We start from the raw sequence: 21243 nt of genomic DNA on the forward strand, positions 1-21243 counted from the left end.
CTCCAGATTATCTTCCACAACATTTTTTATATTTTTTTCCACTTCCACAAGGACACTCATCATTTCTTCCTATTTCTTCACCTTTTTTTACAGGCTTATTTCCTTGTCCTTCATCAGTGTTTGAAGATATCTTATCCACATCTACTACTTGTTTTCTTTCTATAGGTGCTTCCACTGTAAAGTTAAATAAATATCTCACAGTATCTTCCTTTATAGCTTTTGTCATATTGTCAAACATATCAAATCCTTCTAATTTGTATGCTACAACAGGGTCTTGTTGACCTATTGCTCTAAGCCCTATACCTTGACGTAATTGATCCATAGCATCTATATGATCTATCCAATAAGAATCAACTGCTTGAAGAAGTATTACCCTTTCTATTTCTCTCATTTTTTCAGGAGAAACCATATCTTCTTTTTCTTTATAAATCTTTTTAGCTATTTCATATACAGCATTTATAAGATCATCTTTTTTCATATTCTCAAAATTTTCAACTTCTAAACTTCCTTTAGGCATAAACATATGATATAGATGTTCTTTATATGCATGAAGATCTAAACCTTGATCTGTAACGTATATATCATATGATTCTTCTATTATCGATAGAATCATTGCTTGAATTTGTTCTTGTAAGTTTTCACCTTCTAACACACGACCTCTTTGCTCATATATGATTTCTCTTTGTTTATTCATAACATCATCATATTGAAGTACATGCTTTCTTATACCAAAGTTTCTACCTTCAACTTTCTTTTGAGCATTTTCAATAGATTTAGTTAACATTTTAGCTTCTATTGGTGTTTCATCATCTAATCCTATTTTTTCAACCATTCCAGAAATTCTTTCACTTCCGAACAATCTCATAAGCTCATCTTCTAAACTTATATAGAATCTTGAACTACCTGGATCTCCTTGACGGCCTGCACGACCACGTAACTGATTATCAATTCTTCTTGATTCATGTCTTTCTGTACCTATTATAGCTAATCCACCAGCTTCTCTAACTTTATTTTGCTCTTGTTCTGTTTGCTCTTTATATTTTTTAAGTATTTTATCATAATCAGCTTTAGCTTTTACTATATCTTCTGTTAATTCTATTCCTAAACTTTCTATATCTGCGTCAACTGTATTTATTAATTCCTCAGAGTATCCCATTTTTTTCATTTCTTTTTTAGTTAAAAATACTGGGTTACCTCCTAAAACAATGTCAGTACCACGCCCTGCCATATTAGTTGCTATAGTTACAGCTCCTAATCTACCAGCTTGTGCTACTATCTCTGCCTCTTTATGGTGATTTTTAGCATTTAATACTTCATGTTTTACACCTTTTCTTTTTAAAAGCATAGATAATACTTCTGATTTTTCAATCGATACTGTACCAACAAGAACTGGTTGCTTATTTTTATGTCTTTCTATTATATCTTCTACAACTGCATTAAACTTACCTAACTCACTTTTATAAACTGAATCAGATAAATCTTCTCTTAATATCGGTTTGTTAGTTGGTATTTGAACAACATCCATTTTATATATAGCTTTAAACTCTTCTTCTTCTGTTTTAGCTGTACCTGTCATCCCTGATAGCTTATTATACATTCTAAAATAGTTTTGGAATGTTATGGTAGCTAAAGTTTTAGATTCTCTTTGAATTCTTAATCCTTCTTTTGCTTCTATAGCTTGGTGTAATCCTTCTGAGTATCTTCTACCAAACATAAGTCTTCCTGTAAATTCATCGACTATAACTATTTCTCCATCTCTAACAACATAATCTACATCTAATTTCATTATTTTATGAGCTTTTAATGCTTGATTTATATGATGGAATAATTCTATATGAGCTATATCTGTTATGTTATCAACCCCAAAATAAACCTCTGCTTTTTGTATACCACTTTCTGTTAAAGATACAGATTTTTGCTTTTCATCTATTTCATAATTATCTTCTTTTAAAGTGTGTATAAATGTATTTGCATCTGAATATAAATGAGTCGACTTATCTCCAGGACCTGATATTATAAGGGGAGTTCTAGCCTCATCTACTAATATAGAGTCGACCTCATCCACTATTGCATAATTTAATTCTCTTTGTACTTTTTGCTCTTTGTGTATTACCATATTATCCTTTAGGTAATCAAATCCATATTCATTATTTGTACCATAAGTTATATCACACTCATATTGAGCCTTTCTTTCTTGTGGGTTTTGTCCATGAACTATAACACCTACTGTCATTCCTAAGAATTCATAAATTTTACCCATCTGCTCTTTATCACGTTTTGCTAAGTAATCATTTACTGTAACTACGTGTACACCTTTACCAGTTAATGCATTTAAATAAACTGGAGCTGTTGCAACTAAAGTTTTACCTTCTCCAGTCTTCATTTCAGCTATTCTTCCTTGGTGTAATACTATTCCACCTATAAGCTGAACTCTATATTGTCTCATTCCAAGAACCCTTTTTGAAGCTTCTCTAGCAACTGCAAATGCTTCAGTTAATATGTCATCTACTGTTTCTCCATTTTTAAGTCTTTCCTTAAATACATTTGTCATATTCTTTAGTTCACTATCTGACATGGCTTGAAACTTAGGTTCTAATGCATCTATTTCATCTACTGTTTTATTGAATTTCTTCATTTCTTTTTTATCTGCTATATTAAATAAGTTATCTAATAAACCCATATACTATTCTCTCCTCGTTCATAATATGTATAATATACATTTTACCATAAAACTATTATATTTTATATTTAAAAAGCTACCGATACTCATTTTTATCGATAGCTTTAATAATCAAATTTAATTCTATGCTTGTTCTATTATTCCATATCCACCATTTTTTCTCTTATATACTATTGATATATCATCAGTTTGTGCATTTGTAAACATGTAGAAATCATGTCCTAATAAATCCATTTGTAACACAGCTTCTTCCGGACTCATTGGTTTGATACTAAATCTCTTACGTCTATCTATTGAAATATCTATAGAGTTTTCATTTTCATCTTGTATATCTTCCTCATTTAAATCCTCTATATGATTAAATCTTATACTTTCATTTGACTGATGTCTATCTTGGACTCTTTTTTTATATTTTCTTAATTGTGTATTAAGCTTATCATATACAATATCCATAGCTGCATATAAACTTTCTTCTGTATCTTCTGCTCTTATTATAGGTCCGCTTATAGGTATTATAGTTACCTCTACTTTTTGTCTTGCTTTTTTAGCACTTACAGTAACTTTTACTTCTGTTTCTGGGTGAAGGTAGTAATCTAATCTTTCTAATTTTTCTTCTACTGCATCTTTTATAGCATCTGTTAATTCCATTTGTTTCCCAGATATTGTTATTCTCATAAGAACATCTCCCTTCAGAATATACCAGTATAAAACTATACTTACGTATATATTTCTATGATTAAATTCAATTTCCTTTATTTTTATTGTTAGCTTCTTATAATTATAATATTCAATTTAATTAAATTTATTTTTTGTCGAATTGTTTTATATTATCAACTATATGTGGATTGATTTTATTAAACATCCTGTGGATAATGTGAATAAGATTGTTAATAAGTAGTAGATTATTTGATTTTACACACTTTTTTTAAAAATTATATCCACAGAACTAACGTTTATTTGTTATTAATTTGTTTATTACTGTCATATTGTCGAATAAATTTAACGAAATTTGTTTTTAGATAAAAAAAAGCACCTATAAAGGTACTTTTGTAATATTTTAGCTGACCTGGTCTTTGCCCCCACACTCGCCTGCTGGAGATTTCGCTTGGGTTCGCCGCACTACTGACTCTCTCGACTTTAATGTCGGCAGGTCTTACTTCTAAGCTGCACCATGATCATTAATCCCATTTTTAGAATTAACTTACGTGGGTCCTTTCGCCTGCAACTGGCATGAACTTTCAACCACAGACCTAATATATTACTAATTTATTTTAATATCTTAAGAAGTATATGTCAATAAGAATTTATTTTTGTTAATAAAGTACATACATATACATTATTTACCTCTTTACCTTTTAGTATTTTAGATATTTCATTTACAGTACTTCCTGTCGTAAAAATATCATCTACTAACAATATATTTTTATTCTTGCAAACTCCTATTGTATCATTCACAGTAAATGCATTTTTTAATTCTTTAATTCTTTCTTCATTTTTTAAATTAAATAACCTAGATGTATTTTTATTTCTTTTTATACAATTTAATACTTCTATATTTGTCAGACACCCTAAATACTTAGCTATTAACTTGGATTGATTAAAACCTCTTTTTCGTTCTCTTTTTTTATGTAGTGGAACATATAATATATAATCATATTTTATGTTTTCACTATCTAATTTATCTTTAATTATATTTGCTATATATTTTGCCATAAAGGTTTTATCATTGTATTTAAATTTAAATACTATCTTTTTACTAAACTCATTATATTCAATACACCCTATGGCTTTATCAAAGTAATAAGTTTTATTTATACAAGATAAACACCCATCAAGTAATTCCTTTGGACTAATCTCTTCTATCGATTGATTTATTATTGATTTTCCACATTTTATACATCCATCATTTATAAAATTAAGTTCTTTAAAACAATCTCTACATAATGAATAAGTATTATCTTTACTTATTGGCTTATTACATATAATACATTTTATATTACTCGGATATATAATATCTATTAGCTTTTGTATTATTAATTTAATGTTTTACCAACAGCCCTTCTTTTTTTAATCTATTTAGCTTTTTACTTAAGTTTGAGTATCTATCATTAGTCCTATTGTTTTTAATCATATACTCTAGATACTTTACATTTCCAACTAATACAACTAATTTCTTAGCTCTAGTTACAGCTGTGTATAGCAAATTCCTATTTAATAACATTGGAGGAGCCCAAGCTACAGGTATAACTATAGCTGGAAATTCACTTCCTTGGCTTTTATGAATAGTAGTACAAAAACTGTGGTCTAACTCATCTAATTCTGAATACTCATATGACACTATCTTTGTTTGATCAAATAATACATATATTATTTTATTCTCTTTATCTATATGATAAATATAACCTATATCACCATTATATATACCTTCTCCACTTTCACTCTTATCTTCCGTTTCCCACTTTTTAGTATAATTATTCTTTATTTGCATTACTTTATCGCCAACTCTAAAAATTCTCTTTTGTAGAGTTTCTTCTACTTTATACTTATCTTCTTTATTTAAATATTTTTGAAGCTCAATATTTAAATTTGATACTCCTAAATCTCCCTTTCTCATAGGTGCTAACACTTGTATATCCTTTAATTTATCTAATTTATAAAATTTAGGAAGCCTTTCACTTACTATTCCCACAATCTCTTTTAATATCTCTTCATTTGTATCTTTTTTTATAAAGAAAAAGTCCTTACCTTTAACATTTAAATGTAGTGGAAGCCCTTGATTAATTCTATGAGCATTAACTACTATCATACTTTCTTGTGCCTGTCTAAAAATCTCATTTAATCTAACAACATTGATAACTTCAGAATCTATTATATCCTTTAAAACATTTCCTGCTCCTACAGATGGTAACTGATCACTATCTCCAACTAATATTAATCTAGTTCCTGGTTTTATAGCTTTTAATAAACTATACATAAGAATAACATCAACCATAGATACTTCATCTACTATAACCACATCTGCTTTAATTGGATCTTCTTCATCTTTTAAAAATACTAGTTCTTCGGAATCCGTAGCATATCCCATTTCTAATAATCTATGAATAGTTTTAGCTTCTTTATTAGATGTTTCACTCATTCTTTTTGCAGCTCTACCTGTAGGAGCTGCTAAAAGCACTTCTTGATTATTATTTTCAAATACTTTTATTATTGTATTTATAGTAGTAGTTTTTCCTGTTCCAGGCCCGCCAGTTATTACTACTAATCCACTATTTATAGCTTCTTTAACAGCTAAAATTTGATTTTTAGCAAGTTTTATATTCGTTTCTTCTTCAACTTTTTCTATTTCTTCTTCTATATCTATATTTAAATCTTTAAACTCTGACTGAGATAATTTTATAATTTGCTTACATACTCCATTTTCAGATAAATAATAAGGAATTAAATATATATGTTCTGTGTTCCCAAGATTTCTTTCAATATGAATTTTTTGATCATATGCTAGATTCAAAATAGAATCTAAGATATATTCTTTATCTATTCCCAAAAGCTTACTGGTTTCTTCTACTAATATATCTTTAGGTAAATAAGTATGACCACTAGCTAAAGATTGATTAAGTGTATATAAAACTCCTTGCATTATTCTATCTTTTGAGTATTTATCTATTCCTAAATTTGCTGCTATTTTGTCAGCTACTTTAAATCCAATACCTCTAACATCCTCTGCTAGTTTATATGGATTTTTACTTATAACATCTATTGCCTTGTTTTTATACTTTTTATATATTTTCAAACAAAAATTAGGAGTTATTCCATAAGGAGATAATTTAATTATTATATTTCTTAGCTCTCTATCATCTTCATAACTTTTGGCTATTTGCTCTATCTTTTTAGTACCTATACCTTCAACTTCAGATAATCTTTGAGGAGAATTTTGAATTATATCTAATGTATCAACCCCAAATTTATCAATTATCCTTTTAGCCATTTTTTCTCCTATCCCTTTTATCATTCCAGAAGATAAATAAACATATATACCTTCTATGGAAGATGGAGTAACAGGCATAAAACTACTAACTTCAAACTGAGTCCCATAAGTTTTATGATTTACCCATTTGCCCTCAACCTCTATGCTCTCTCCAACTGTTAGAGTCGGCATACATCCAACTATTACAACATCATTATTTTCATTTGACAAATGTGCAATAACATAACCATTATCTTCATTTTTAAATACAATATCGCTTATCATTCCTTCTATTTTTTCCATAAATAATCTCCTATAAAATACTAACTTTATCGTTTACATAATTTATTATTATTATACAAGTAAATAGTTATAAAAAAAATAGAAGACTGTAAAATTACAGTCTTCTTATCTTTTCAATTAAAAAGTAAATTTTTATTTACCTAATGCTTCACTTCTTAAAGTTTCAGCTTTATCTGTTCTTTCCCATGGTAAATCTAAGTCAGTTCTACCAAAGTGTCCATATGCTGCAACTTTTTTATACATTGGTTTTCTTAATTCTAAATCTCTTATTATTGCTCCTGGTCTTAAGTCGAAATGCTTGTTTACTAACTCAACAAGTTTTTCTTCACTAACTTTTCCTGTTCCAAAAGTGTCTATAAATACAGATAAAGGTCTAGCAACACCTATAGCATAAGCTAATTCTATTTCACATTTATCAGCAAGTCCTGCTGCTACTATATTTTTAGCAACATATCTTGCTGCATATGCAGCTGATCTATCAACTTTTGTAGGGTCTTTTCCTGAGAAAGCTCCTCCACCATGTCTAGAATATCCACCATAAGTATCTATTATTATTTTTCTTCCTGTAAGACCTGTATCTCCTTGAGGTCCTCCTATAACGAATCTTCCTGTTGGATTTATGTATATCTTAGTTTCATCATCTAGTAATTCACTAGGAATAACTTCTTTTATAACTTTTTCTATTAAGTCTCTTCTTATAGTTTCATTGCTTACTGTTTCACAATGTTGAGTAGATATTAAAACTGTATGAACTCTAACAGCCTTATTTCCATCGTACTCAATAGTTACTTGAGTTTTCCCATCTGGTCTTAGGTATTCTAATTCTCCACTTTTTCTAACTTCTGTTAATCTTCTTGATAATTTATGAGCAAGAGATATTGGAAGTGGCATTAATTCTTCAGTTTCATTACAAGCAAAACCAAACATTATACCTTGGTCTCCAGCTCCTATTTTTTCTATTTCATCTTCTGTTATTTCTCCGCTTCTATTTTCTAAAGCTTCATCTACTCCCATAGCTATATCTCCTGATTGTTCATCTATAGCTGTTATAACAGAACAAGTCTCTCCATCAAATCCATATTTAGCTCTAGTATATCCTATTTCTTTAATTGTATTTCTAACTAATTTTGGTATATCAACATATGTATTAGTACTTATTTCTCCCGCAACTAATACTAATCCTGTAGTAACTGTAGTTTCACAAGCAACTCTTGCTAGTGGATCTTTTTCTAATAACGCATCTAGTATTGCATCTGATATTTGGTCACATATTTTATCTGGATGCCCTTCTGTAACTGATTCTGATGTAAATAAATGTTTTGCCATTTAATTACCCTCCTATACATTTATATTTTAACTTATCTCCATTACCTTAGTTTTATGTTTGTATAGTTTTTTTTGATATTAAAAAAACCTCTTCTTTTTAAGAAGAGGTTAATTATATTCATCAATAACTAACTAACCTCATCTTTCAAGATATAAATATCTTGTAGGAATTAGCACCTTTTCCATTCGGAATGGTTGCTGGGTTTCACAGGGCCTGTCCCTCCACCTCTCTTAATAAGGTAATTAAGAAATTTATTAACTTTTATTTTATACGTATGATTATACTACTATTAAAACTTCTTATCAATATATTTCTTAAAATTTTACTTGTTATTTTTTTTTATAATTTTCATATATTTATTGTAAGGGGGGATGTTCCCATGTATTTGGCTAAAGTAAACTACAAAAAAGATAGTGTTGTTCAAGTTCTTAGCGATACATTAAAAGATATAATTGATGAGAATACGGTTATAGTTTGTATAGGCACCGACAGAGCTATAGGCGATTCTTTAGGCCCTTTAGTTGGAACGATGTTAAAAAACAGCAATTATAAATATCCTGTTTATGGTACTTTAGATAAACCTATTCATGCCTTAAATATATATGAATCTCTACAGTCTATAAAGAAAAAACATCCCAAGGGTAATTTTTTAGCTATAGACGCTTGTTTAGGTTCAAAAAATAATATAGGAAATCTACAAATAAGAAAAGGCCCTATTCTTCCTGGAAAAGGAGTGGGAAAAAAACTACCAGAAATCGGCAATTATTCTATAGTCGGTATCGTCGATAAAGTTGATGAAAATAACAAATTTTCTTTTAACAACATACGACTAAGCTTTATTTTAGAAATGTCTGAAATAATAGCATTATCTTTAATACTTTCAACTTAACTTATCCCCTTATTATATAAAAATAAAGAAGCTATATCTTATATAGCTTCTTTATTTTTGAACTAATGCAAACATTAATTCCCCACTACATACTAATTCTTCATCTACATATGCACTAGCTTTTGCTTTTCCTATACTTCTTTTTATTGAAATCATTTCTACTTCCATTTTTAAAGTATCTCCAGGTCTAACTTCTTTTTTAAATCTAACTTTATCTATTCCCGCAAACACACCTAATTTACCTTTATTTTCTTCTACTGACATCATAGCAATCGCTCCAACTTGTGCCATAGCTTCTACTATTAAAACACCTGGCATTATAGGATATTCTGGAAAATGACCTTGGAAAAATGGTTCATTTGCACTTACATTTTTTATACCTATAGCTTTTTTCCCAACTTCTAATTCTAAGATTTTATCTACAAGTAAAAATGGATATCTATGAGGTATTAATTCTTTTATTTGATCTATATTTAACATATTAAAATCATCCTTTATTTATTTTTCTTTTAAATGGTACTGTTCCACCTATCTCTAATAAATCTAATGTTGAAAGTGCTTGTCCTGTTCCTTTAGCTACACATGTCAAAGGATCCTCTGCTATTTTTACCTTTATTCCAGTTTTTTCTTCTATCTTTTTATCTAAACCATATATTAAAGATCCTCCACCCGTCATTATAATTCCTGAATCACTTATATCTGCAGCTAACTCTGGTGGTGTTTTTTCAAGTACAGCACAAACCGTAGAAACAATTTGATTGACACCATCTTCTAAAGCTTCTAATATTTCAGATGAATTTATAGATATTTTTTGTGGAAGCCCAGTTATTAAGTTTCTACCTCTAACATCCATAGTTACGTCTTCTTCTCTAGGATAAGCTGTCCCAATATTTATTTTTATTTGCTCAGCAGTTCTATCTCCTATAAGTAAGTTATGATGTTTTCTAATATACGAAACTATATATTCATCAAATCTGTCTCCACCCATTTTTATAGATTCACTCACTACAGCTCCACCTAAAGATATTACAGCCATATCTACTGTTCCTCCGCCTATATCGATAATCATATTTCCATCAGCTCTAGATATGTCTATTCCAGCGCCTATGGCTGCTGCTATGGTTTCTTCAATTATATATACATCTCTAGCTCCAGCTTGTCTAGTCGCTTCTTCTACAGCCCTTTTTTCTACTTCTGTTACTCCACTTGGAACACATACCATTATTCTCGGCATAAAAAATCTAGAAAATCCCTTTTTTTCTACAACTTTGTTCACATAATAACTTAACATTTTTTCAGCTATATTATAATCAGATATTACTCCATCTTTTAAAGGTCTTATAGCTACTATATTTCCAGGTGTTCTTCCTATCATTCTTCTAGCCTCAGATCCTACAGCCAAAACATTCTTTGATCTTTTTTCTATAGCAACAACAGAAGGTTCTTCTAAAACTATCCCCTTACCGTTGACATATACAAAAACATTCGCCGTCCCTAAGTCTATGCCAATGTCAGCTCCTTTAGCCATCTATTTCAACTCCTTTTTATTTCTATAAACTATTCGTTAATTTAAATACTCTACATACAAAATATACAAAAACTACTTTTAAGTCAAGAAAAAATGTAGGTATATTAACCTACATTTTTGTCACATTTAATTTCATATTTTTGTTTCGTTGCCATTCCACCTCTGATATGTCTTTCTGATTTATTTTTTTCTAAAACCATTTTAACCTCTTTGGCAAGAGATGGGTTAATTTCCTCCAATCGTTCTGTTACATCTTTGTGTATAGTACTTTTACTTACACCAAATGTTTTAGCTGTTTGTCTAACTGTTGTTTTCTTTTCTAATATATACTTTGCAACAACTATAGCTCTTTCTTCTATGTGAGATCTCAAAACTTCCCCCCCTTAAATCTGGCCTTAGTGATATATATGTAAATTAAATAAAAAATATAACAAGCCCAATCAAATTAGATTGAGCTTGTTATATTTTTTATTTAATCAATGTCATAGGATCTATAGATTTACCATGTTTTGTTGCAGTCAAATGAATATGTGGAGCATCTAAACTCTCAACACTTGTAGTATTTCCTACTTTCCCTATAACATCTCCATCTTTAATTTCTTGTCCTTTTTTTACATATACTTTTTCATCTAAATTAGAATATACAACAGATACTTTATCTTTTGCTTCTATTTTTACTGATACTCCATGTTGCTGGTCTTCAAAGATATCTGTAACTTTTCCACTTACTAAAGCTTTTACTTTACTTCCTTTCTTTGCTTGTACATCTAATCCTTTATGTATTTCCCAAACATCTAATGTACTTGAGTAGCTTGGTTCCTTTTCTGAATATTCTCTTATAACTTTCTCACCTAGATAATTAAGTTTACTTTCACTTTGTTTGCTAACTTCTTTTTCCTTTGCTTTTTCTAAATTCTCTTTTGAGTTAGTAGTAGTAGGTACAACTTTTTTCTCTTCTTCTATTAAATGTATTTCTTCATCTTCATCACCTTTTGCAACTTTATCTTTATTATTTAAAAAACCACTTTTAGTTGCTAAATTATCTACACTATTTTTTGTAAACCAAACACCTCCAATAGCTACTAAACAAACACATACAAATAAAGCTAAATAAAAACCATCTTTTTCTAATAGTTTTTTCTTTTTCATGACACACCTCCAAATATATTCATATATCTTCATACATTTGTATTTTGTACCTATTTTGTTATTTTTATACAGTTTTTATATGTTTATATGCTATACAATAAAAAAACTCTAAACCAATCTAAAATTAGATTGGTTTAGAGTTTTAGTATATATCTTTAATTTGTGTTCCTGAGTAATAATGATTTAAAATCTCATAATAAGCATACCCTTCACTAGCCATTCCTTGTGCTCCCCATTGACTCATTCCTACACCATGACCATATCCTTTTACTACAATGTCTACATAATCTTTATTAAACTTCAAATCAAAATTAGCAGAATTTAAATCGAATAAATTCCTTATATCACGACCTGTTAAATTTTTATTTCCAACTTTAATTTGATTTACCGACCCACCTTTGCTTCTATTTTTAATTCGAATTTTCTTAGATAAATTACTTTCTGATATATTTATATTAGGATAACTCTTTTTTATAATATTTACAAAATCTGAGTTGTTTATCTTAATATTAGATGCATATTTAGGTGCGCTTTTATCATACGGACTATTTACAGATCTTAAGTACGGATACTTAGTACTAAACACTTCTTCACTATTTTCCGTATTCCCAGAAGATGTAGAAAAATAAAGTGGTAGTATTGGTTGATCATTATAAACAATTATATGTCCTTTTGTTTCTTTAACAGCTTGCTGTATTTTTTTATAATATTTATCCATCCATTCTTGTCCATTTTTATTTAATAATTCTTCTTTACTTTTATATTCCTGACAATGTTTATAATCTGTACATACATCTGCATTTTTGTGCTTATTAGTATTTTTATTATATATCGTAAATGTTCTTGCTGCTACAGCTTGTGATTTTAATGCTTCTATATTAAATTCAGGTGACATCTCTCCTGCAAGTACACTACATAGATAATCTTCTATATCTATATTTTCAACTTGTCCTTTTTTATGGTTATAAACTTTTATATTAGGCGATTCTTTATTTACAGTTTCATAATTTATTATTTTTTTAGTTCCTTTAGATTTAATGTTAAATTGATTTATAGAGTTATCATTTTGTTTTAAATCTGAATCATAAGTAAATACAGATATAAAAACTGGTATCGCTACTGTAACTAGCACTGTACTAGCTAAAACTAATAAAGGGTTCTTCATAAAATTTTCCTCCTTAGATAAATACTTCTAATCAATAAATTTTATGAACAACCCTATGTAATTATTACTAAATATTAATCTTCAATTATTTCTATGTTTCCACCTAATGCTTGGATTTTCTTATCTATATCCACATATCCTCTTTGTATGTGATATATATCTCCTACTTCAGTTTCACCTTCTGCTATAAGTCCACATAATATTAAAGCTGCTCCTGCTCTTAAATCTGTAGCTTTTACTTTAGATCCATATAATTTATCTACTCCTGTAACTATAGCACTTCTGCCTTCTATCTTTATGTTAGCTCCCATTCTATTAAATTCTGCTACATGCATAAATCTATTTTCAAATACAGTTTCTATAACTACACCTGTACCGTTGGCAATTGTAGCCATAGCCATAAATTGCGCTTGAACATCTGTTGGGAATCCTGGATGAGGTAAAGTTTTTATATCTATTGGTTTTAATACCTCAGGACCTTTTACTCTAACTGCATTTTCCATATCTATTACTTCACAACCAGCTTCCTTTAATTTAGCTACAACAGGCTTTAAGTGTTCCATCATTACATTTTCTATAGTTATATCTCCTTTTGTCATAGCTGCTGCTACCATATATGTTGCAGCTTCTATTCTATCTGGTATAACAGTATGTTCTGCTCCTTTTAATGACTTAACTCCTTTTATTCTGATTGTGTTAGTTCCTGCACCTTTAACATTAGCTCCCATTTCATTTAAGAAATTAGCTAAGTCAACTATTTCTGGCTCTTCTGCTGCATTTTCTATTATAGTAGTACCTTCTGCTAATGCAGCTGCCATTATTATATTTTCTGTAGCTCCTACTGATGGAAAATCTAAGTATAACTTACTTCCTACTAATTTTTCAGTATTTGCTTCTACAAACCCATGATCTATTATTACATTTGCCCCTAATGCTTTAAATCCTTTTAAATGTAAATCAATTGGTCTCGTACCTATTGCACATCCCCCTGGCATAGATATTTTAGTATGATTAAATCTTGCTAATAGTGGTCCCATCACTAGGAATGATGCTCTCATTTTTCTTACAAGTTCATATGGAGCTTCACAAGTTTTTATTTCACTTGCATCTACCGTTAGTGTACAATCCTTATATTCAACTTTTGCCCCTAAATGTCTTAATAAATCAGATATTACATGAACATCTTTTAAGTTAGGAACCCCTTTTAATACAGATTTTCCATCTGCTAATAAAGTTGCTGCTATTATTGGTAGTACTGCATTTTTCGCCCCGTCTATTTTAACATTTCCTACAAGTGGATTACTCTTTTTCACTAAAATTTTTGCCATTTTACTTTTCTCCTCATAATCTTATTAATAATCTAATTTTATTATAGGCGTAGCGATATAAATCATTGTTTTTTCTTCATTTTCACTATACCTAATTCCTATATTTAAATTTACCTTATTTCCCAAATAATCTAAGTAATCAGTTTTTATAGCTTTACTAAAAGCTGTAACTGACATAAAATTTTCCTCTTCTACCCTATCTATTTCTTTAGCATTCATATTATATAATATTTTTTTCAAAATATCATCATATTTATATAGTTGTAACTTTTTTTTATATTCTCCAGCTAAACATGTATAAACATCAACCCTTTTACAATAGCTGTTTAAAGTAGTTTCTAGAACTGTATAAATATCCACTATATCTTTATATACTTTATTTTCTAATATGTCAACTATAATATATGACTCATTTTTGCTTTTATTTGCAACAATTATAGATATATTTTTATTTTTTTCTTCTATTTGTGCATATACCTGACTTTGAGCCTTCTTTTTACTCTCTATCCACTTTAATTGAGACTCTTCTAAACCAAGCATGGAAATAATATCCACACATATATTTTTCATTTCTTCTTTATTTAAAGATTTATCTAAATAAGCATTTGCTTTAATATTATAAAACTTAAATTCACTATTCGTATTTTCAAAAGAATTTATCATTTGTAGATACCCATTATTTTCTGAACTATTTTTTGATTCTCCATAACAAACAAATAACCCTAGTAAAAACATAAATACTAAACTTATTGTAATTAATATTTTCTTCATAGTATATACCCCCTAGATTTCATTTAATTCATATTTATAATTATTAACGTAAAATAGAAGATTATACTATTTGCAATTTATCAATTTAAAAATGTATTCACTATAAAATAAGCCTATGCAATTACATAGGCTTTTATTTGCTATCTTATTCAACTGTAACTGATTTAGCTAAGTTTCTAGGCTTATCTACATCACAACCTCTTTCAACTGCAACGTAGTAAGATAATAATTGAAGTGGTAAAACTGTTAATATACTTGATAATACATCCTCAACATTAGGTATATATATTACCTCGTCAGCAGCTTTTTCAACTTCTTTGTTTTTCTCTTGAGCAATAGCTATAACATATGCTCCTCTAGCTCTAACTTCTTCCATATTAGAAACCATCTTTTCAAATAAAGCTTCTTGAGATGCTATTGCTATAACAGGAGTACCTTTTTCTATTAATGCTATTGTACCGTGCTTTAATTCTCCAGCAGCGAATGCCTCAGCATGTATATAAGATATTTCTTTTATTTTTAGAGCACCTTCCATAGCTATATTATAATCTAGACCTCTACCTAAATAGAAAGCACTATGCTTTTCTTTTAAAGTTTTAGCTATTTCTTTTATATAGTCTTCTTGTTTTAATGCTTCTTCTACTTTTAAAGGCATTTCTTTTAATTTTTCTATCATTTCATTATAATACTCTTTAGTTATAGTACCTTTCTTTATAGCAAAATCTAAAGCTATCATATAAAAAGATACTAATTGAGTTGTATAAGCCTTTGTAGAAGCAACTGATATTTCAGGACCTGCCCAAGTATAGAATACATCATCAGATTCTCTAGCTATTGATGATCCAACAACATTAGTTACTGATAATATTCTTGCTCCTCTTTCTTTAGCATATCTTAAAGATGCTAAAGTATCTGCAGTTTCTCCTGATTGACTTACTAATATTAATAAAGTCTTATCATCTATAAATGGATCTCTATATCTAAATTCTGAAGCTATATCAGTTATAACTGGTATTTTAGCAAACTTTTCTATAGCAAATTTTCCTACAAGACCTGCATGATAAGCTGTACCACATGCTACTATATAAACTCTATTTATATTATCTAAATCTTCTTTAGTCATTTTTATATCATCTAAATGAATTTCTCCATTTTCATTTAATCTTCTTACTAATGTTTCTTTAACTCCATTAGGTTGTTCATATATTTCTTTTAACATGAAATGTTCATATCCACCTTTTGATGCAGCTTCTACATCCCAAGTTATTTCGTTTACTTTTTTATCAACAACTTCTCTATTTTCATTTAAAACAGTAACCTTATCTCCTACTATATGAACAAATTCTCCATTTTCTAAGAAATATACTTTTCTTGTATATTTTAATATTGCAGGTATATCTGATGCTATAAAGTTTTCACCTTCTCCAAGACCAACTACTAAAGGACTATCCTTTCTAACTGAAACTAATTCTTGATTGTTGTCCTTGCATATAACACCTAATGCATAAGCACCTCTTAATCTTTGAGTAGCTTTATATACTGCATCTAGTAAATTACCTTCATAGTATTTATCAACTAAATGTGCAACAACTTCTGTATCTGTTTGAGATAAGAATTTTACACCTTCAGCTTGTAATTCTTCTTTTAATTCAATGTAGTTTTCTATTATACCATTGTGAACAACAGCTATTGTTTTATCCATATTAAAGTGAGGATGTGAGTTTACATCTGATGGTTCTCCATGAGTTGCCCATCTTGTATGTCCTATACCTAATCCACCTTTTATAGGGTTTTTTTGTAAATCTTCAGCTAAAATAGCTAACCTACCTTTGAATTTTCTTATTTCTAATTCATCTCCAGTGTTTATTGCAACACCTGCTGAATCATACCCTCTGTACTCAAGCTTAGAAAGTCCTTCTACTAAAACTTCCGTAGCCATTCTATTTCCTAAATATCCAACTATACCACACATATTTTGTGTCCTCCTAAAAATATTATTTATATATATTTTTAAGATTCAGGTCAGTTTACATAAGCTTTATTTTGTACATGTAATTACTTACATGTTTTGTAAAAACTTTCCGATGGTAAACACACCGCAGAGCATCCGCCGACACTTCGATAAACTCTGTCCTCGTCAACTCAGACCCAAATTTTCAATCTAAGTTCTGGCGCTTGTAAAGCGAATACTACGAAATTTCTCAGTATTCGCTTTTCAAATTATGATAATTTCTCTTGTATTAGATTAGCTAAATTTGTAGCTAATTCTTTTAATTGACCTTCATCTTTACCTTCTAACATAACTCTTACTAATGGTTCTGTTCCAGATGGTCTTATTAAAACTCTACCTGAACCATCCATTAGTTTTTCTATTCTTTCTATTTCAGATTTTATCTCTGGTATTTCCATATATCTGTTTTTATTTTCATTTTTAATCCTTGCATTTACTAATACTTGTGGGTATTGAGTCATTACTGATGCAAGAGCTGATAAAGTTTTACCTTCTTCTTTAACTATTTGAGCTAAGATTAAAGAACTTAAAACTCCATCTCCTGTAGTGTTATAATCTAAGAATATCATATGCCCTGATTGCTCTCCACCTAAATTATATCCACTATTTTTCATTTCTTCTAATACATATCTATCTCCTACAGAAGTAGTAGCTAAATTTATATTATTTTCTTTAGCTGCTATAACTAATCCTATATTACTCATAACTGTAACAACTAAAGTATCTTTTGCTAATTTATTATGCTTCTTTAAATAGATGGCACCTAATATCATTATATGGTCTCCATCAACTATTTGACCCTTTTCATCTACAGCAATAAGTCTATCTGCATCTCCATCATATGCAAGCCCTAAATCCGCATTATGATTAACTACAGCTTCTTGTAAGCTTTCTGGATGTGTTGATCCACATTTATCATTTATATTATTTCCATCAGGATTATTATTTATTGCTACAACGTCTGCTCCTAATTCTTCAAAAACCATAGGTGCAACTTTATAAGATGCTCCATTAGCACAGTCTAATACTACCTTTAATCCTTTAAAGTCTGCATTTACTATTGTTTTTAAGTAGTTAACATAGTCTCTAACTGCATCATGTTTGTGTAGTTTTTTTCCAACATTACTTCCTGTTGGATGAACATCTACTTTATCTATATCATCTATATACTTTTCTATTTCTAATTCAATAGAATCATCTAATTTATATCCATATTCATTAAAAAACTTTATTCCATTATATTCAACAGGGTTATGTGATGCTGATATAACTACTCCACAGTCAGCATTATAGTATTTAGTTAAATAAGCAACCCCTGGTGTTGGTATAACCCCAACAGTTATTATATCGCATCCAACTGACATAAGTCCAGCTATAAGAGCAGATTCTAGCATATCCCCAGATACTCTAGTATCTTTTCCAACTACAACCTTAACTTTTTCTTTCCCCTTAGTTAAAACATATCCGCCAGCTCTACCTAGTTTATATGCAAGGTCACAGTTTAATTCTGTATTAGCTATTCCTCTTACTCCGTCAGTTCCAAAATATTTTCTCATCTTAAAATACTCCTTCCAACAATAAAGATTTAACTTGAATATAATCTTATATTATGTTCAGGTTAAATCTTTAGTTCATAATTGATATTGTAATATGTTTATCAAAAAAAGACAATAGTTTAAATACTATTGTCTTTTTTATGTCACTTTTTATATTTTTTTCATATATTTAAAATTATGCAAGTGCTTCTTTATTTTGTACAGCTTCTGCACCTTTCATTAACGCTTCTTTATTTAATGGAACAAACTTCTCTTTACTTGGTCCAAAAACTTTTTTGAAAGCTTCTAATACTGATTCAACTTCTACACATTTATTTAATTCTAAGTATGCTCCTAGCATTATCATATTAGCAACTCTTGGATTACCAAGTTCTAAAGCTATTTCATTAGCTGGTATATAATAAGCTTTTATATCTTCTCTTTCTACTTTTTTCTCGATTAATGAACTATTTACTAAAATTTTTCCACCAGGAATAACATCTTTTTCAAATTTATCAAGGGAAGGTAAATTCATTACTATAGCACAAGTTGCATCATCAGTTATAACTGGAGATCCTACTGGTATATCAGAAATTGTTACTGAACAGTTAGCTGTTCCTCCACGCATTTCTGGTCCGTATGAAGGTAACCATGAAACTTCTTTCTCCTCAAGCATCCCTGCATAAGTAAGTAATTGTCCCATAGACATAACACCTTGACCACCAAATCCTGCACATATTACTCTTTCTGTAGCCATATTACTTCGCCTCCTCAACTTTAACATCTTTAATGTTTCCTATTGGATAATATGGCATCATATTATCTCTTAGCCATTGTAATGAATTTTGAGGTGTTAATCCCCAGTTTGTTGGACAAGTAGATAAAACTTCTACTATACCAAATCCAAGACCAGCTAATTGTACTTCAAATGCTTTTTTTATAGCTTTTTTAGCTTTTCTTACGTTAGCTGGAGTATCTACTGAAACTCTTTCTACAAATACAGCTCTATCTAATGTTCCTAACATCTCTGCTATTCTTATAGGAGCTCCTTGTAAGTTAATATCTCTTCCGCTTTGAGCTGTAGTAGCTTTTTGCCCTACTAAGGTAGTTGGTGCCATTTGTCCACCAGTCATTCCATATATAGCATTATTTACAAATATAGTTGTAAATTTTTCTCCTCTAGCAGCAGCATGAACTATTTCAGCTGTACCTATTGATGCTAAATCTCCATCACCTTGATAAGTGAAAACTACTTTATCAGGATGAACTCTCTTTATTCCAGTCGCAACAGCTGGTGCTCTACCATGAGATGCTTCTTGCATATCACAGTTAAAATAATCATAAGCTAAAACTGAACATCCAACAGGTGCAACACCTATAGCATCTCCTAATACTCCTAACTCTTCTAATACTTCTGCAACTATTCTGTGTATTATTCCATGTGTACACCCTGGACAGTAGTGAGTATGTTTATCTGTTAGTCCTTGAGTTTTTTTGAATACAACTGTCATTATCTAGCACCTCCCATAGCTACTTCTTGAGAATCTTCAACTATTTGTCTAGCTTTATCAGCTATCTCTGCTGGTGATGGTATCATACCACCAGTTCTTCCATAGAAATGTACTGGTAATCTACCTTCTATAGCTAATCTAACATCTTCTACCATTTGCCCCATACTCATTTCCACAGTTAATATATTTTTAGCTTGTGGTATTTGGTTAAATGCTTCAAATGGGAATGGCCATAAAGTTTTAGGTCTTATAAGTCCAGCTTTTATTCCTTCTTCTCTTAATGATTCTATTGTATTTTTAACGATTCTTGAAGTAGTTCCATATGCAACAAAAACTATTTCAGCATCTTCTGTTTTATACATTTCATAATCAGTTTCATTTTTTTCTATTTCTTTATATTTAGCTTCTAAATTTATACAGTGATCTTCTAAAGCTTTAGGATCTAAGTATAAAGAGTTTATTATATTTGGCTTTCTTTCCATTTTAGTTCCAACACTTGCCCAAGTTTTTGGAGCTAAATCTCTTTTTTTAGGTGCATTAAATTCTACAGGTTCCATCATTTGACCTATCATACCATCTCCAACTACCATAACTGGAGTTCTGTAATAATCAGCAACTTCAAACGCTTCCATTACCATATCAACTGCTTCTTGTACAGTTGCTGGAGCATATACTGGTGTTCTATAATCTCCGTTACCTCCACCTCTTGTTGACATAAAATAGTCAGCTTGAGATGGTTGTATTCCTCCAAGACCTGGGCCACCTCTCATTATATTAACTATAACGCATGGAAGTTCTGCTCCTGCTATATAAGTTATACCTTCTTGCTTTAAAGCTATTCCAGGAGAAGATGACGAAGTCATAACTCTAGCTCCTGCACCAGCAGCTCCATAAACCATATTTATAGCAGATACTTCTGATTCTGCTTGAACAAATACCCCTTCGTTCTTTGGTAATTCTCTAGACATATATTCTGGCAACTCATTTTGTGGTGTTATTGGATATCCAAAGAAATACTTACAACCAGCTTCCATAGCTGCTTTTCCTATCGCTTCGTTACCTTTCATAAGTATCTTAGCCAT

18 protein-coding genes, 1 pseudogene and 1 riboswitch are annotated in these 21243 nt (G+C 29.8%); of the genes and pseudogenes, 1 reads left to right on the plus strand and 18 read right to left on the minus strand.

The features are described 5' to 3' along the window. Positions 1–7 precede the first annotated feature (7 nt). From secA to metK, 6 genes and pseudogenes are all read right to left on the minus strand, one after another. Positions 8–2680: a preprotein translocase subunit SecA gene (secA, locus tag ABFX13_RS08810; RefSeq protein WP_346045056.1), complete on the minus strand. Its 2673-nt coding sequence runs from the start codon at positions 2678–2680 to the stop codon at positions 8–10. A gap of 123 nt (positions 2681–2803) precedes the next feature. After that, positions 2804–3355, minus strand: a complete 552-nt coding sequence (hpf, locus tag ABFX13_RS08815; protein WP_346045059.1) for a ribosome hibernation-promoting factor, HPF/YfiA family — start codon at positions 3353–3355, stop codon at positions 2804–2806. Between the two features lie 618 nt (positions 3356–3973). Next, positions 3974–4393, minus strand: a complete 420-nt coding sequence (locus ABFX13_RS08820) for a ComF family protein (RefSeq protein WP_346045061.1) — start codon at positions 4391–4393, stop codon at positions 3974–3976. A gap of 168 nt (positions 4394–4561) precedes the next feature. Then, positions 4562–4723 (minus strand): annotated as a pseudogene (locus ABFX13_RS08825) (double zinc ribbon domain-containing protein); the annotation flags it as partial. Beyond that, positions 4719–6947: an SF1B family DNA helicase RecD2 gene (gene recD2 / locus ABFX13_RS08830; protein ID WP_346045063.1), complete on the minus strand. Its 2229-nt coding sequence runs from the start codon at positions 6945–6947 to the stop codon at positions 4719–4721. The pseudogene ABFX13_RS08825 and the gene recD2, both read right to left, overlap by 5 nt. 132 nt (positions 6948–7079) lie before the next feature. Beyond that, complete coding sequence (gene metK, locus ABFX13_RS08835; protein ID WP_187006559.1) at positions 7080–8273, minus strand: methionine adenosyltransferase; 1194 nt, start codon at positions 8271–8273, stop codon at positions 7080–7082. Between the two features lie 135 nt (positions 8274–8408). After that, a riboswitch (SAM riboswitch) is annotated at positions 8409–8514 on the minus strand. 139 nt (positions 8515–8653) lie between these two features. On the opposite strand from metK, the gene yyaC reads away from it, so the two are divergent. Further along, the gene (yyaC, locus tag ABFX13_RS08840; protein WP_346045066.1) at positions 8654–9163 is read left to right on the plus strand and encodes a spore protease YyaC; all 510 of its coding nucleotides are present in this window, start codon (positions 8654–8656) and stop codon (positions 9161–9163) included. Between the two features lie 51 nt (positions 9164–9214). Here yyaC and fabZ read toward each other — a convergent pair whose 3' ends face one another. The 12 genes from fabZ to ABFX13_RS08900 form a co-directional block, all read right to left on the minus strand. Next, complete coding sequence (gene fabZ / locus ABFX13_RS08845; protein ID WP_346045068.1) at positions 9215–9643, minus strand: 3-hydroxyacyl-ACP dehydratase FabZ; 429 nt, start codon at positions 9641–9643, stop codon at positions 9215–9217. Between the two features lie 7 nt (positions 9644–9650). Further along, a complete protein-coding gene (mreB, locus tag ABFX13_RS08850; RefSeq protein ID WP_346045070.1) occupies positions 9651–10691 on the minus strand; it encodes a rod shape-determining protein in 1041 nt (346 codons plus the stop codon). Between the two features lie 104 nt (positions 10692–10795). Continuing rightward, positions 10796–11062 carry a sporulation transcriptional regulator SpoIIID gene (gene spoIIID, locus ABFX13_RS08855; protein ID WP_021122079.1) on the minus strand — a complete coding sequence of 89 codons (267 nt, stop codon included), beginning with the start codon at positions 11060–11062 and terminating at the stop codon, positions 10796–10798. Positions 11063–11159: 97 nt separating this feature from the next. Next, positions 11160–11840 carry a peptidoglycan DD-metalloendopeptidase family protein gene (locus tag ABFX13_RS08860; RefSeq protein WP_346045073.1) on the minus strand — a complete coding sequence of 227 codons (681 nt, stop codon included), beginning with the start codon at positions 11838–11840 and terminating at the stop codon, positions 11160–11162. Between the two features lie 142 nt (positions 11841–11982). Then, entirely contained in the window at positions 11983–13005 is a 1023-nt protein-coding gene (spoIID, locus tag ABFX13_RS08865) for a stage II sporulation protein D (protein ID WP_346045075.1), read from the minus strand. Between the two features lie 74 nt (positions 13006–13079). Beyond that, positions 13080–14333: a UDP-N-acetylglucosamine 1-carboxyvinyltransferase gene (gene murA, locus ABFX13_RS08870; RefSeq protein WP_346045077.1), complete on the minus strand. Its 1254-nt coding sequence runs from the start codon at positions 14331–14333 to the stop codon at positions 13080–13082. 24 nt (positions 14334–14357) lie between these two features. Then, positions 14358–15104, minus strand: a complete 747-nt coding sequence (locus ABFX13_RS08875; RefSeq protein ID WP_346045079.1) for a YwmB family TATA-box binding protein — start codon at positions 15102–15104, stop codon at positions 14358–14360. 145 nt (positions 15105–15249) lie between these two features. Next, the gene (gene glmS / locus ABFX13_RS08880; protein WP_346045082.1) at positions 15250–17076 is read right to left on the minus strand and encodes a glutamine--fructose-6-phosphate transaminase (isomerizing); all 1827 of its coding nucleotides are present in this window, start codon (positions 17074–17076) and stop codon (positions 15250–15252) included. A 248-nt stretch (positions 17077–17324) separates the two neighbouring features. After that, positions 17325–18671 carry a phosphoglucosamine mutase gene (gene glmM, locus ABFX13_RS08885; RefSeq protein WP_346045084.1) on the minus strand — a complete coding sequence of 449 codons (1347 nt, stop codon included), beginning with the start codon at positions 18669–18671 and terminating at the stop codon, positions 17325–17327. A gap of 175 nt (positions 18672–18846) precedes the next feature. Next, entirely contained in the window at positions 18847–19407 is a 561-nt protein-coding gene (locus ABFX13_RS08890; protein ID WP_346045086.1) for a 2-oxoacid:ferredoxin oxidoreductase subunit gamma family protein, read from the minus strand. A 1-nt stretch (position 19408) separates the two neighbouring features. Next, complete coding sequence (locus ABFX13_RS08895; protein ID WP_346045088.1) at positions 19409–20161, minus strand: thiamine pyrophosphate-dependent enzyme; 753 nt, start codon at positions 20159–20161, stop codon at positions 19409–19411. Then, positions 20161–21243: a 3-methyl-2-oxobutanoate dehydrogenase subunit VorB gene (locus ABFX13_RS08900; protein WP_346045090.1), complete on the minus strand. Its 1083-nt coding sequence runs from the start codon at positions 21241–21243 to the stop codon at positions 20161–20163. The genes ABFX13_RS08895 and ABFX13_RS08900 overlap by 1 nt, the downstream gene beginning before the upstream one ends.

Origin of the sequence: Paraclostridium tenue, assembly GCF_039521565.1 — a bacterium.
Classification (GTDB): Bacteria; Bacillota; Clostridia; order Peptostreptococcales; family Peptostreptococcaceae; genus Paraclostridium; species Paraclostridium tenue.

What these genes read in the sequence shown, in the direction of transcription:
- secA (WP_346045056.1), bottom strand. Translation starts at nt 2,680, where the DNA reads ATGGGTTTATTAGATAACTTATTTAATATAGCAGATAAAAAAGAAATG.
- hpf (WP_346045059.1), bottom strand. Translation starts at nt 3,355, where the DNA reads ATGAGAATAACAATATCTGGGAAACAAATGGAATTAACAGATGCTATA.
- ABFX13_RS08820 (WP_346045061.1), bottom strand. Translation starts at nt 4,393, where the DNA reads ATGGCAAAATATATAGCAAATATAATTAAAGATAAATTAGATAGTGAA.
- recD2 (WP_346045063.1), bottom strand. Translation starts at nt 6,947, where the DNA reads ATGGAAAAAATAGAAGGAATGATAAGCGATATTGTATTTAAAAATGAA.
- metK (WP_187006559.1), bottom strand. Translation starts at nt 8,273, where the DNA reads ATGGCAAAACATTTATTTACATCAGAATCAGTTACAGAAGGGCATCCA.
- yyaC (WP_346045066.1), top strand. Translation starts at nt 8,654, where the DNA reads ATGTATTTGGCTAAAGTAAACTACAAAAAAGATAGTGTTGTTCAAGTT.
- fabZ (WP_346045068.1), bottom strand. Translation starts at nt 9,643, where the DNA reads ATGTTAAATATAGATCAAATAAAAGAATTAATACCTCATAGATATCCA.
- mreB (WP_346045070.1), bottom strand. Translation starts at nt 10,691, where the DNA reads ATGGCTAAAGGAGCTGACATTGGCATAGACTTAGGGACGGCGAATGTT.
- ABFX13_RS08860 (WP_346045073.1), bottom strand. Translation starts at nt 11,840, where the DNA reads ATGAAAAAGAAAAAACTATTAGAAAAAGATGGTTTTTATTTAGCTTTA.
- spoIID (WP_346045075.1), bottom strand. Translation starts at nt 13,005, where the DNA reads ATGAAGAACCCTTTATTAGTTTTAGCTAGTACAGTGCTAGTTACAGTA.
- murA (WP_346045077.1), bottom strand. Translation starts at nt 14,333, where the DNA reads ATGGCAAAAATTTTAGTGAAAAAGAGTAATCCACTTGTAGGAAATGTT.
- ABFX13_RS08875 (WP_346045079.1), bottom strand. Translation starts at nt 15,104, where the DNA reads ATGAAGAAAATATTAATTACAATAAGTTTAGTATTTATGTTTTTACTA.
- glmS (WP_346045082.1), bottom strand. Translation starts at nt 17,076, where the DNA reads ATGTGTGGTATAGTTGGATATTTAGGAAATAGAATGGCTACGGAAGTT.
- glmM (WP_346045084.1), bottom strand. Translation starts at nt 18,671, where the DNA reads ATGAGAAAATATTTTGGAACTGACGGAGTAAGAGGAATAGCTAATACA.
- ABFX13_RS08890 (WP_346045086.1), bottom strand. Translation starts at nt 19,407, where the DNA reads ATGGCTACAGAAAGAGTAATATGTGCAGGATTTGGTGGTCAAGGTGTT.
- ABFX13_RS08895 (WP_346045088.1), bottom strand. Translation starts at nt 20,161, where the DNA reads ATGACAGTTGTATTCAAAAAAACTCAAGGACTAACAGATAAACATACT.
- ABFX13_RS08900 (WP_346045090.1), bottom strand. Translation starts at nt 21,243, where the DNA reads ATGGCTAAGATACTTATGAAAGGTAACGAAGCGATAGGAAAAGCAGCT.